Source organism: Lentzea sp. NPDC020367, assembly GCF_044387305.1.
GTDB lineage: Bacteria > Actinomycetota > Actinomycetes > Mycobacteriales > Pseudonocardiaceae > Lentzea.
This window is the reverse complement of the sequence record NZ_JBIRVV010000004.1, coordinates 883,488-895,748: the sequence shown is the minus strand read 5'-3', so window position 1 is coordinate 895,748 and position 12,261 is coordinate 883,488. Positions and strand designations below refer to the sequence as shown.

The 12,261-nt window shown below is 70.2% G+C and carries 13 protein-coding genes and 1 pseudogene; 6 read left to right on the top strand and 8 right to left on the bottom strand.

The features are described 5' to 3' along the window. Positions 1–4 precede the first annotated feature (4 nt). Positions 5–853: an XRE family transcriptional regulator gene (locus tag ACH413_RS21645; RefSeq protein ID WP_360035154.1), complete on the top strand. Its 849-nt coding sequence runs from the start codon at positions 5–7 to the stop codon at positions 851–853. Positions 854–921: 68 nt separating this feature from the next. On the opposite strand, the gene ACH413_RS21640 is transcribed toward ACH413_RS21645, so the two are convergent. Further along, positions 922–1,710, bottom strand: a complete 789-nt coding sequence (locus ACH413_RS21640) for a transposase (protein WP_360035157.1) — start codon at positions 1,708–1,710, stop codon at positions 922–924. Between the two features lie 27 nt (positions 1,711–1,737). Beyond that, on the bottom strand, positions 1,738–2,142 hold the full coding sequence (locus tag ACH413_RS21635) for a hypothetical protein (protein ID WP_360035160.1): 405 nt from the start codon (positions 2,140–2,142) through the stop codon (positions 1,738–1,740). Between the two features lie 17 nt (positions 2,143–2,159). Between ACH413_RS21635 and tnpA the strand changes: the two are divergent. Then, positions 2,160–2,570, top strand: a pseudogene (tnpA, locus tag ACH413_RS21630) (IS200/IS605 family transposase); the annotation flags it as partial. 77 nt (positions 2,571–2,647) lie between these two features. On the opposite strand, the gene ACH413_RS21625 reads toward tnpA, so the two are convergent. Both ACH413_RS21625 and ACH413_RS21620 read right to left on the bottom strand, forming a co-directional pair. Then, positions 2,648–3,850, bottom strand: a complete 1,203-nt coding sequence (locus ACH413_RS21625; protein ID WP_360035163.1) for an MFS transporter — start codon at positions 3,848–3,850, stop codon at positions 2,648–2,650. Between the two features lie 143 nt (positions 3,851–3,993). Next, positions 3,994–4,773, bottom strand: a complete 780-nt coding sequence (locus ACH413_RS21620; protein WP_396425130.1) for a hypothetical protein — start codon at positions 4,771–4,773, stop codon at positions 3,994–3,996. Between the two features lie 519 nt (positions 4,774–5,292). Between ACH413_RS21620 and ACH413_RS21615 the strand changes: the two genes are divergently transcribed. After that, a complete protein-coding gene (locus ACH413_RS21615) occupies positions 5,293–6,990 on the top strand; it encodes a hypothetical protein (protein ID WP_360035169.1) in 1,698 nt (565 codons plus the stop codon). Here ACH413_RS21615 and ACH413_RS21610 read toward each other — a convergent pair. Continuing rightward, positions 6,953–8,086, bottom strand: coding sequence for a hypothetical protein (locus ACH413_RS21610; protein WP_360035172.1), 1,134 nt, complete (start codon positions 8,084–8,086; stop codon positions 6,953–6,955). The two genes, ACH413_RS21615 and ACH413_RS21610, sit on opposite strands and share 38 nt — an antisense overlap. 9 nt (positions 8,087–8,095) lie before the next feature. Next, positions 8,096–9,124 (bottom strand): TDT family transporter, encoded by a 1,029-nt coding sequence (locus tag ACH413_RS21605; RefSeq protein WP_360035175.1) that lies wholly within the window; start codon positions 9,122–9,124, stop codon positions 8,096–8,098. A 70-nt stretch (positions 9,125–9,194) separates the two neighbouring features. Between ACH413_RS21605 and ACH413_RS21600 the strand changes: the two genes are divergently transcribed. Genes ACH413_RS21600 through ACH413_RS21590 form a run of 3 tightly spaced genes read left to right on the top strand, consistent with a single transcriptional unit; the run spans position 9,195 to position 10,782 of the window. Continuing rightward, positions 9,195–10,124, top strand: coding sequence for a LysR family transcriptional regulator (locus ACH413_RS21600; RefSeq protein WP_360035177.1), 930 nt, complete (start codon positions 9,195–9,197; stop codon positions 10,122–10,124). Then, a complete protein-coding gene (locus ACH413_RS21595; protein WP_360035180.1) occupies positions 10,108–10,479 on the top strand; it encodes an HNH endonuclease in 372 nt (123 codons plus the stop codon). The genes ACH413_RS21600 and ACH413_RS21595 overlap by 17 nt, the downstream gene beginning before the upstream one ends. A gap of 3 nt (positions 10,480–10,482) precedes the next feature. After that, positions 10,483–10,782: a hypothetical protein gene (locus ACH413_RS21590; protein ID WP_360035183.1), complete on the top strand. Its 300-nt coding sequence runs from the start codon at positions 10,483–10,485 to the stop codon at positions 10,780–10,782. On the opposite strand, the gene ACH413_RS21585 is transcribed toward ACH413_RS21590, so the two are convergent. Further along, positions 10,779–11,225, bottom strand: coding sequence for a hypothetical protein (locus tag ACH413_RS21585; RefSeq protein ID WP_360035186.1), 447 nt, complete (start codon positions 11,223–11,225; stop codon positions 10,779–10,781). The genes ACH413_RS21590 and ACH413_RS21585 overlap by 4 nt on opposite strands. A gap of 75 nt (positions 11,226–11,300) precedes the next feature. Next, the gene (locus tag ACH413_RS21580; protein ID WP_360035189.1) at positions 11,301–12,215 is read right to left on the bottom strand and encodes a hypothetical protein; all 915 of its coding nucleotides are present in this window, start codon (positions 12,213–12,215) and stop codon (positions 11,301–11,303) included. Between the last annotated feature and the right edge of the window lie 46 nt (positions 12,216–12,261).

Here is a 12,261-nt window from a genome sequence, read left to right as displayed (position 1 = left end):
TCGCGTGGACGAGTTCGCGCAGGCGCTCCGGACGGCGATCACGAATCGTGGTCTCGGTCTGGAGCGCCTGCGCGAGCACCTCTCGCAGAACGGCGTGTCGGTCTCGATGGCGACGCTGAGCTACTGGCAGACGGGCAGAAGCCGCCCGGAGCGGCAGAAGTCGCTGCAGGCCGTGGTCCACTTGGAACACATCCTGCAGCTGCCGCCGGGCCACCTCTCGGAGTTGCTGGGGCCGCCTCGCCCGCGTGGCCGCTGGCTGCGCCACGCTCCGGCGCCGATGTCCGCGTTCTGGCCGTCCCCGACACCCGTCGAGCAGGCGCTGCACGACCTCGACACGCAGTGGGACGACCAGCTCCTGCGGGTGAGCCAGCAGGACTTCGTGACGATCGGCGCGGACCGCACCGAGCGCACGTTCCGGTCGCGGCAGGTGCTGTCGGCGTCGATGACCGGGCCGGACCGGTGGGTCGTGATCATGCACGTCGACTCGCACGACCGCCCGTTGCCGCTGGTCAACGCCCTGAAGAACTGCACGGTCGGGCAGGTGGTCCGGGAACCGTCCGAAGGGCTGCTGGTCGCGGAGCTGCTGTTCGAACGGCCGCTGCGCAAGGGCGAGAGCGTCGTGATCGAGCACGAGCTGGTGAACCAGGACCCGTGTCCACTTGCGACGAACTACGAGCGCAAGTTCCGCCTGCCGACCCGGGAGTACGTGCTGGAGGTGACGTTCGAGGGCGACGCGCCCTCCTCCGTCGTCCAGCTCGCGGACGGTTCCGCCGTGACTCCCGGCCGCACGCTGCTGGACGTGGCGCTGGACGTGCAGCCCGGTGTGCGCGGGTTCAGCTGGACCTGGTCATGAACTCGTCCCTGTAGGAACGAGCTTGCCAGCCGCCGCAAGCGGCGGTTTTCAGGCTTGCTGCTGCCGTCCTAGCTGGCTGCCAGGATGGGCGCTGCGTCTGGGCGCATGACTTCGCCCCAGCGCACGACACCGCGGGCCGCGATGTTGTGCGCTGCGTTGTGGTCGGCGTGCCCAACGAAGTCACACCGGCCACACTGGAAGACCGCTTGACTGCGGCGGTTGCGTTTGTCGACGTGCCCACAGGCGTGGCAGGTCTGCGAGGTGTAGGCCGGATCGACCTGCACCACCATCACACCGGCCTGGTGGGCCTTGTAGGTCAGGAACTGACCGAGCTGGGCGAACGCCCAGGAGTGCAGCGTGGCCCGTTGGGGCTTGCGAAGCCGTACCCGGACACGGATTCCCGTCAGTTCCTCGACGGCGATCCCGCGCCCGGTGCGTTCAGCCTCGGCCACGATGCTCTTGCTGATCCGATGGTTCACGTCGGCGGCGAACCGGGCCTCCTTGCGGCGGCGCTTCTTGAGCAACCGTCGCGCGGAGGAGGTCCTCTTGACCTGCAACCGCTTCCGCAACCGCAGTTGGCGTATGCGGTAGCGGTTGAGACGCGACCCGGACATCCGGTCGCCATCGGATGTGGTGGCGATGTTGACGATCCCCAGGTCGACCCCGAGGAACCCGTTCACCGGTTCCCGCCGGGGTGCCTCGGGGCTGTCGACGACGGCGTGCAGCAGCCACACCCCGTCCCGGTGCAGCAGATCGGTCTCCCCGATCGCCGACCGGGAACGCAACAGGGCGAGATGCCTGGGGTTTCCCACGATCCGCACACCGCGCAGCCGACCGGCGACCGTCCAGATCGACACCGTCCCGCCGCGGCCCGCGTCACCGAGTTACCAGGACAGGCAGCGGGCGTCGAACGGCTGCCCGGCCTGCGGACGGAACCTGATCGGGGTGCCCTCGACCTTGCGGCGCCGCTCCGACCCAGGCGGCCCGTAGTTGCCCGCCTTGAGATTGGCCCGCAGTGTCGTGTAAGCGTCCACTGTCTTGCCGATCACCCGGATCGCCGGCTGCGCGGCCAACCCGAACCGTTCCCGCAATTCGGCGTAGAAGCGTTTCTGCACGTCGAACTTCCGGAACACCTGCTCGGCGCACATCCGCTCAGACAACCAGGAAGCCGCCGTATTGCAGACGCGCAAGGTATCGGCCAGCGCCGACGCCTGCTCAGGCGACGGCAGCAACCTCACCTGCACAACCTGCTTCACGTTGATCACCATGGCGTTGGCCTGCGTCACCACGATGGGAACCCGACACCGATGTACGCAGGGGACGCAGTGTCATCCACGACCTTCACGTCCATCTGGTCTTCGTCACAAAGTACCGGCGTGGCGCGTTCACCGATCAGATCCTGCGCCACTGCGAGGAGATCATGCGGGACGTGTGCGCCGGCCTCGGCTCGGCGCTGCGCGAGTTCAACGGCGAGACCGACCACGTGCACCTGCTCGTGCACCACCCGCCCAGCCTGGCCCTGTCCACACTGGTCAACAGCCTCAACGGCGTCTCCTCCCGACGCCTGCGGCAGGAATTCTCCACGCACATCCGCCGACACCTGTGGGGGCAGCACTTCTGGTCACCCTCCTACTTCGCCGCGTCGTGCGGTGGTGCGCCCCTGTCCATCATCAAGGAGTACAAGGAGTACATCGACCAGCAGCAGCGTCCCGACTGACGGCCCGCCGCGCGGGCCGCGCAAGCCGGGATCGGCCCCTCCTGGCCGTAAACGACCAGACTTCCGCCGACTGGAGTTCAGGTGAACCCGCGCGACGACGGGATCAGCGCGGCGGCGGCGGGTGCGGCGAAGCAGATCACCGCGCAGACGCCGAGCACCGCGCTCGCGCCGAACAGGTCGATCGCCGGCGCGATGAACGCCAGGCCGAGCGGCGCCAGGCCGTAGGAGAGCAGGAAGTCCAATGAGGACACTCGGGCGAGCTTGCCCGGTTCGACCTCGCGCTGGATCGCGGTGAACCAGGGGACGTTGAACAGCTCGATGCCGATCCCCGCGACGGCGTACACGGCGATCAGCACGAACGGGTGCACCGGTGCCAGCAGGCCCAGCGGGATGAGGCCGTAGCAGGCGAGTCCGGCCAGCGAGGCCCATCCCGCCGCCCGCGACCGCCAGCGGGCGATCAGCACCGCGCCCCCGAGCGCTCCCAGGGTGTACGCGGTCGTGGCGGCCGCCAGCACCGCCTCCGTGTCGTAGCGGTCCCGGCTCACCACCGGCAGCAGCACGGCCGTCGCGGAGTAGCCGAAGGCGATCATCGCGGTCAGCGCGCCGAGTCCGCCGAGCAACCACGGGTGCCGGCGTGCCTCTCTGATGCCGTCGAGGAAGTCGGCGACGAAGCCCGCCCGGGTCTCGCCGATCTGGACCGGCTTGCCCGTCCCCTTCGGTGGCACGAGCGCGGCGCACAGCCACAGCACGGCGGTGATCGCGAGCAGCGCGCGGGCGTCCAGGAGCAGTGCCGCGAGCGCGGTGAGGCTCGGCGCGATCAGCGTGGTCACCCTGATCGCCAGGGTGGTCGCCGCGTTGGCCTGCTGCCGTCCGGATTCCGGCACCACCTCGGCCACCAGCGCCTGGAACGCGGGGCGGCAGGCGCCCTGGCCGGCACCGACGATCGCCGCGGCGACGGCCATGAGCAGCAGGGACTTCCCCATCCCCACCGCGATGACCGGTGTCATGACCGCGGCGACGAGGCACGACCAGAAGACCACGGCGCGCCGGGGATGCCGGTCGGCGAGCACACCGGCGACGGGGACCGCGGCGACGAAACCCGCGGTTCTCGTGGCCAGTACGACGCCCAGTTCCACGGCGGTGATCGAGCGTTCGAGCACGGCCAGGCCCAGTACGAAGGGCATCGCCCACATCGCGAGGCCCGACGCGGTCGTTCCGGTCCACAGACGCAGGAACGCGGTGTTCCGGAAGACAGATGGCGCCGTTGCTTTCTCCGTCACGACGACCAAGGTCTCATCCTGGGCGCACTTCTGACCACCACGAGATCGTTATTCCCGGTGACCGCGAACGGACGGCACGAGGCCGGGTGTTCCCCCGCGCCTTGACGGGAACACCCGGCCTCGTGCCGTCCGTTGTGGACGGATCAGCCGATCTTCTCGATCTTCGCGTTGCGGATCAGGAACTTGCCGGGCTCACGGACCTGTTCGAAGGCCGCGTTGTTCAGCAGCGCACAGCTGCCGGACACCGACGCCACCTTGACGGTCGTGGACTTGTTGTTGTCCAGGTTCGTGACCTTCAGCGTGGTGCCGACCGGGAACGTGCCGCTGGACGCGGCGGGCTCGCCGCCCTCGCCGGACAACGTCACGGTCGAGCCGTTGCAGACCTGCTGGCCGGTAGCGCCACCGCCGTTGTTGTTGCCCTGGTTCGCGTTGGGCTGCTTGGTGGGCTGCTGGGCCGGCGCCTGACCGGCGTTGTTGTTGCCGGCCTGGCCGGCGTTGTTGCCGGCCTGGGCCGCGCCACCGTCACCCTTGCAGCCCGCCGCCTTGCGTCGCTGCTGGATGAGGTCGACCACGGCCTGCCGGTTCGCGATGCGAGCCTCGGACTGGGAGTCCGGAGCGCTCTTCTGGCCCGCGATGAAGGTCAGGTTGTTCTGCAACGCCTTGTCCAGTCCGCCGCAGTCCTCACCGGACGTGGCGGCCTGCCCCGCTTCGGGCTTCGCCTGGACGTTGTTGCCACAACCGGCGGCCGCACGCCGCTGGTTGATCAGGTTGACGACCGCCTGCCGGTTGGCGATGCGGGCGTCCGACTGCGCGTCGGGGTTCGCCTGCTGACCGGCGATGAAGGTCAGGTTGTTCTGGAGCGCGGTGTCGAGTCCACCGCAGTCCTCAGCCGCGTTCGAGTTGGTGCCGCTGAAGGCGAAGATGCCACCGGCGACAGCGGCGACCGCCAGCACGGCGCCCGCGCCGATCATGGCGGGCTTGCGGTGTCGAGCGCCCATTCTGTGTCTCCTCGGGGGGTCGAACGGTGTTGTACCGATGACTACGGGGAGGTCACGGACGGGGTTCAAAGCGAACAGAACACTGTTGGTTTTAAATGCCTTTAAGGTTTTCGGTGCGATGGTGATCTTGCTGGTCAGGCCGTGTTTTCGCGCGGCGGGGGCCAGTTCGGCCTGGTGGGGGCGACTGGGCCGAGCGGATGAGACCACCGGGGGGCCGTGGTCTGGTCTCGGGTCCGGTCGCACCTGTCGCCGCGCCGGGAATTGACGAAAACGTGCCGTCGAACCCTGAAATCCGGCCCCTTTCACCCCTGGTTCGAATTGACGCCCGAATAGGGCGATCCGCCGACGGTGATCTGACCGGGATCGTCGGCCACGGCGGCATCGAGCAACGGGCGTCGCCCGATCGTCACCCTGCACGAGCACGAGAGCTGGTTACATGATCCCATGCCCCAAGACCTGGAGCACTGGCGAACGAAAGTCCGTGACGCCGGACTGGGCTTCGAGGACGACCCGATCACCCTTTCCCTGACTCTGGCGCTTCCCGCCCTGTTCCCCTTGCACGACAGGCGATCCGCAGAAGCGCTGCTCACCGCGTTGCCGGGCTTCCGCGCGCGGCTCTACGACGTCCAGCGGACCGCGGACTTTCTCTCCCCAGTGGAATCAGGCGACGAGCTGGTGCGAGAAGCGTTGGGCGCCTTGGGAGAACCGGACAGTGGCGCCGCCGTGCTCGCCGGCGCGCTGCGCGCCGTTGCGGAACCCGATCGTCCACGTGCCGTGGAATCCTTGTGCCGTCTGGCATCCGTGCCGGGCGTCGCCGCCCAGGCCGCGGATCTCGCGCTGGCACAGGCGTCGGCCGACGACCCGGACGGCTACCTGCCCGCGCTCGCGCAGGCGGCGCCCTCGGTCGAGGACCCCGCGCGGATCATCGAACTGCTGCACCGGACTTTCGCCGCGGCGAGCGACGAGGTCGCCGCCGACGCCTACCTCTGCCTGCCCCGGCAGGACTCGCCGCTGGGCTCGGCGGCCGCCCGGATCGCGCTGGACCTGTTCTCCCGCAACACCTTCGGCTCCGAGCCCGATCCGGAGGACGAACCCAGCCCGATGCTCGACCTCCACCTCGCCGTCCAGAGGCTCGACGGACGGCGATCGGACCAGGCCGCCGCGTTCGCCCGTCGCGCCGCCGAGAACGCGCACAGCCAGGACCTCCGGGTCCGTGCGCTGGTCGCGCTCTCCCAGGCGGTGGCCCGGCTCGGCCACCCCTGGTACGCCCGCGAGAAAGCCGGCGAAGCCCTGGCCATCGCCCGTGGCGTCGGCGACAGGGGCCTGCTCTTCGACACCCTGCAGACCGTCGTGACGAGCAATCACGCCGTGAACGACCACGCCCGTGCGGCGGCCGCGTCGCTCGAAGCCCTGGAACTCTCCCGAAAACTCGACCCGGAGGACCGGGCCGTCGCGCTGGGTCTCGCCTGCGCGGCCCACTCCGGAGACCCGGCCCGTGCGGCCGAGTTCGCCGCCGAGTCGGTCGCGCTGCTCCGCGACCTGGCCGACCGCGATCCCGATCGGCACCTGCCGCGCTACATCACCGCCCTCGACACCTACGCGATCGCACTGGGCGATGCGGGCCAGGACGGGTTCGACGTCGGCCGGCAGGCCCTGACGCTGATCCAGGACCTGCACCGGCGCGACCCCGGGCGGCACGGCCCGCAGTACGCCAGGGTGGTGCTGAACTTCTCGAACCGCCTGGCCGCCCGCGGTGAGCACGCCAACGCGCTGGAGGGCTACCGGACCGCGATCCGCGTGCTGCACGAGCTCCTCACGCACTCACCGCGCACCTACGCCGCCCAGTGCGCCATCGCCACGTGGTCCATGGCCAACGCGTTCGCCGCCCTGCACCGCTGGAGCGAGGCGGAGCAGGCGATCCGGAGCGCCATCTCGCTGCAACGCAGCTGCGTCGGCGAGGCCCAGCCGTGGGTGATCCCCGACCTGCTCGACTCGCTGGAGTTCCTGAAGTTCTGCTTGTCCCGGGCCGAGCAGCTCGCGGAACTTCCCGCCCTGGAAGCAGAACAGCAGGCGCTGCGGCTCGTGCACGCGCGCTACCTGAAGCTCAGCGGGTCGGCCTCTCCCCCGCCGCCCGACGGGTGACGCGGTCGAGACCGGGCTTCGTGAGCGGCAGCGTGTGCAGCTTCTGCGGCTTGTCCGTGGGCTGCCATTGCCCGTCGCGCAGGATCTCCCACTGCTGGGCGTCGTCGACGCGGAGGAGCGAGTGCGCGTTGTCCAGGTCCACGACCTGGTGCGGCAGTTCGAAGACCGCGAAGTAGAAGTGACCGTCGATCGGCTGCGCTTCCCTGCGGGCGGCGCGGAGGTGCAGGCGGGCGGTGAGGCCGGCCTTCTCCGCGGCGTTCAGCGGCACGGCGAACTGGCCCTGCGGCTCCGGCACGACGTCGTACGCCGAGTCGAGGTCGAGGACGTCGGTCAGCTGGTGGAAGACCGCGTAGCCGGCGGTCTCGCCCGCTCGCGCCTCGGCCCGCCACCGCATCGACAGCCGTGCCATCGTCTCGACGGCCGTCGCCATGGACGTCCGCACGGCGTCCATGCGCGGCTCGCGGGTGGCCTGGGCGAGCAACCTCGACGGCTGCGGCTCCGGGTCGCCGGTGAACGCGAGCTCGCTGGCCGGGTCCTTCGCCACCTGGGTGACCACGGCCACCGGGCGCTTGTCCACGAGGACGACGTGGTGGGTGCAGCCGCGGTCCCACTGCGCGTCGATCAGCTTCTTGACGTGAGCGGCCTCGACGAGGCTGAGCGCGACGTACTCCTCCGGCTTGTCGAGGCCGGAGTCGATGCGGTGGAGCTTCTCGCTGGGCTCCCACGCCTGGTGCCCGGCGTACTCCTCCTCGACGGCGCCCTCCGGCCGGCGGATGAGCCGGTCCGCGTCGGCCAGGTCGAGCACACCCAGCGCGTCCTTGAACGACGCGTAGTACTTGTAGTCCGCCAGCTCCGACTCGTGGTCGCGCGACCGGATCGTGCGGACCATCTCAACCAGGAATCCGTCGGCCTCGCCGGCGCTCACCTCGCGGGTCGTCCAGTCCTGTTCGGACGGAACGCGGCCGAGCAGCTCGGACGGCTCCCAGCCCAGGTCGTGCGTGAACGCTTCCTCAACGGTCCCGGTCAGCCGCACGACGGCGAGCGGAAGCCCTTGTCCTTCAACGAGAATGATGACGTACCGGACTTCCGAGCTCATGACGGCAGTCTACGTCCACCGGTGCAGCAGCGTGCGGGCGGCCACTGTGACCCACGCGACCACCAGCACTCCGTACAGCACAACGGAAAACCCGGACAACACCGCCGAGGGAACCCGGACCGCGAGCGCGCTCGTCCCGGTCACCAGGGTGCCGAGCGGGAACACGAAACTCCACCACGTCAACGCGAACGGCAGCCCGCGCCGCGCGGTCCGCACGGTGACGGCCGCCGCGAGCGCCACCCACAGCAGGGCGAACCCCCACGTGATCGTGCCGTAGAGCACCCCGAACGCGGCCTGACCCGGCAGCACGGGCACACCGGCGAGCAGGTTGGCGGCGGTGATCGACTGGCCCAGCGGCCCGAGCACGATCCACAGCGTCGGCACGGTCGAGGCGGCGCCCAGCCCGTGCTGCACCAGCCGCTGCCAGATCTGCGGCACGATCACCATCGTCGCGAACAGGCTGACGCCGAACAGCGCGTAGCAGCCGAGGACCATGGCCTGCCGCGACGACCCCTCCGGCAGGTGCTGCGCCAGCAGGGCTCCGGAGGCGGCGGACACCATCGGCGGCACCACGGGCATCAGCCAGCCGGCGAACGCGCGCTCGCCGCTGCCGATCATCCGCAACGGCACCAGCACGGAGGTCGCCAGTCCGAGCAGCGTGCCGGCCGTCCACAGTGTCCAGTCGAGCGCCAGCGCGGCCGGCAGCCCGATCCAGTCGGAGCCGAGCAGCAACGCGCCCGTGCCGACGGTCATCAACGCCATCGGCGGCGCGCCCCAGAACTGGGCCATGACGGGGTCGGCGAGCTGCGCCCGCACCGTCGACCACGTCCAGCGGGTCACGGCGGCGGCCACGAGGAAGACCAGCAGCACGGCGTCGAACGCCCACACGTACGTGGCGGCGGTGCGCAGGCCGGGCATCGAGGCGCCGGCCGTGGCGACGATCCCCGTCCCCATCACCGAGGCGAAGAGGTTCGGGCCGAATGGTGCCGCTCGTCGCACCCCGACGGGCACGGTGTGTTGAGGTGCGAGAGCGGTCACGACATGACAATCCCCGCGCCGCGCCCGCCTCGGTAGGCACCAATCGCCGAGGTGGGCATAGGCTGCTCCTATGCCTCTGCCGTCCAGGGTCACCGACCTGACCAGCTTCGACCTGCTGCGCAGCGTCGCCGAGCTGGGCAGCATCGGCCGCGCGGCCCAGGCGCACGGCATGTCCCAGCCCAGCGCCAGCGAACGGCTCAGGACGCTCGAGGCCCGCGTCGGCGTCACGTTGCTCGAGCGCACCTCGCGCGGCGCCCGGCTGACCACGGCGGGCCAGCTGGTCGCCGGGTGGGCCGCCCAGGTGCTGGAACGGGCGGCCGACCTCGACGCCGGCATCACCAGCCTGCGCGCGGACCGGCAGAGCCACCTCAGGATCGCCGCGAGCCTCACCGTGGCCGAGTACCTGCTGCCCGCGTGGCTGATCGCGCTGCGGTCCGTCAGCCCGGACACCGCGACCGTGCTGTCGGCGGGCAACTCGGTGCACGTCGCCGAGCAGGTGCTGGCCCAGAAGGCCGACCTGGGGTTCATCGAGAGCACCGACGTGCCGGCGGGCCTGGCCAGCCGCGTGGTCGCGAAGGACGAGCTCGTGCTCGTCGTCGCTCCCGGTCACCCCTGGGCCCGGCGCCGCCGCGTCACCGCCGCCAAGGCCGCCGCGACGCCACTGGTCAGCAGGGAGTCCGGTTCGGGCACGCGGCAGGCCTGGGAGCACGCGCTGAAGGCCACGGGCGTCACCGAGTCCGCCGGGCCGTTGCTCGACATGTCGTCGACCACGGCGATCAAGGCGGCCGCGATCGGCGGCATCGGCCCCGCCGTGCTGAGCGTCCACACCGTGGCCGCCGACATCGCCGCCCGCACGCTCGTCCGGGTCGAGGTCGCCGGCGTGGACCTGCACCGCGCGCTGAGGGCGGTCTGGCCGTCCGGGCGGACACCCCGGGGCCCCGCCTCCGACCTGTTGACCATCGCGACGCGTAGTCTCACCGATCGTGCCGACCGGCGGTAGCAAACAGGTTCGCGCCGCGCGCAAGCGCAAGAAGCGCATGGCCCGCGTCATCAACGACCTCACCGACGAGCAGTGGGACGCCCTCAAGACGGCGTGGGGCGGCTGCGCCTACTGCACCGCTCCCGCCGCCTCGTTGCAGAAGGACTGCGTGCAGGCCCTCTCCCGCGGCGGCCGCTACACGCTCGGCAACGTCGTACCCGCGTGCGGATCGTGCAACGCCAGCAAGTCCAACGCCGAGGTGACGGGCTGGCTGCGGCGCAAGAAGCTCGACGAGCGCACATTCCTGGTGCGCCACTACGAGATCTCGAACGAGCTGACGGCCCGCTTCGTCCTGTCCACAGTGGAACCGGACTGAGCCGTGCCCGATCGGCCCGAGATCGTCTGCATCTGCGGCTCTGCCCGGTTCGCCGCCGAGATGCGTGCGGCGAACCGTGATCTGACCTTCGCCGGTGTCATCGTCGTCGCGCCGGGCGAGGCGGACGAGTTGGTCACCGACGAGCAGAAGGCCGCGCTGGACGCCCTCCACCTGCGCAAGATCGACCTGGCCGACCGGGTGCTGGTCGTCAACCCCGGCGGGTACGTCGGCGATTCCACGCGCAGGGAGATCGCCTACGCCCGCGCCACCGGCAAACCGATCTCGTTCAGCGACCCGGCCTAGGCGGAGTTGCGCACGGCGCTGTACCCGTCGAAGAGCGCGTCCCACGCCTTCTTGCACGCGGCGTCGAGCTGCCCGTCCGCGCTCACCCCACCGGCCGCGAACCACGGCTCGCACGGCGCGATCGCGGCGAGTTGGCGGCGCACCTCGGCGAGGGCCGTCTGACCGGCGGGCGGGAGCTTGGCCGACTGCTTCTCGACCTCGTCGATCACGCCTGTCACGTCGGGCATGACGTGCGTGCAGTTGTCGGCCGGGGCGACGGGCTCTCCTCGCAAACGTGCCGCGCAGTCCGTGAGCAGGACGCCGATCGCGTCGAGCCGGGGCTGCAGGTCGGGCAGCGGCGAACCGGTGACCGAGGGCACGGCGGGGGTGATCGTGGGCAGGGACGAAGTCCCGGTGCTGCACCCGAGCAGGAGGAAAGCCAGCGCAATGGCGGAGTAGCGCATGCAGGGAGCGTAGCGAGCCCGAAAGGCCGCCTGAGCTGGGGTGCTCCGGCGGCCTGGGCGTTCACTCGATAGGGGTCATGCGCGGATGTAGGACTTCACGCCGTCCGGGAACCCGAGCGGAGCGGTGTCCGCGACGTCGTCGGTCACGACGGCGGACTTGCCCTTGCAGCCCGGCTCGGACCAGATCTTCACGGCGCCGTCCGTGGTGAGCGACTTGAAGCCACCGCGCAGGTCGGCGCACTTGGACTCGACCTTGACGCCGGTCGCGAAGTTGTCGCCGCTGAAGTCGTCGAAGTTCTTGCCGGTGAAGAAGGTCACGGAGCTCGCGGGCTTGGCGCCGGGAGCGGGCGGGGCGGGCTGGGTGGCGGGAGCCTCGGCCGGGGCGACGGCGCGCTTGCCCTCGGGGTTGATCACGAACCACTTGTTGCCGACGTTCTGGCCCTTGATGTCACCGGCCTTCTCGTCCTTGCTGAACAGGTAGATCGGGCGACCGCCGATCGTCACCTGGGTGGCGCCGTCCTGGCGCTTGATGAACCCGATGTTCTCCCGCTTGATGCCGGGGAAGAAGAGCTTGGTGCCCTTGGTGACCGTGATGGGCGGCCACGTCTTGGCGCAGTCACCGTTGCAGTTGGACACCCCGCCCTTCACCGGGTCGTCGCTGAACCAGTAGACCGAGAGTCCCTTGCCGTTGACGACGGCGGGCTCCAGGCCACCGGCGTTGGCGACGCGCAGCTCGACCCACTTCTGCTTCACCTCGGGAGAAGCGGTCGCCGGGGCGCGGTCGCCGGTGTTCTGGTCTGCCTTGTTGGAATTCGCCGATCCGCGCAGGAAGTCCACATCGGACTGTTCGGCGGCGGCCTGCGTCTCCTGGGCCTTTTCCGTTGCAGGGGAAGCAGATCCGGACTGCGCGGCACCCTGACCGCACGCCGTCAGTGCGATGACACCGACCGCGAAAAGGGCAGCAGCGAACCCAACTTGCTTGCGACGCATTGTTTTTCTCATTCCTGAGTGGACTTTCGCCAACCTGTTCACCCCC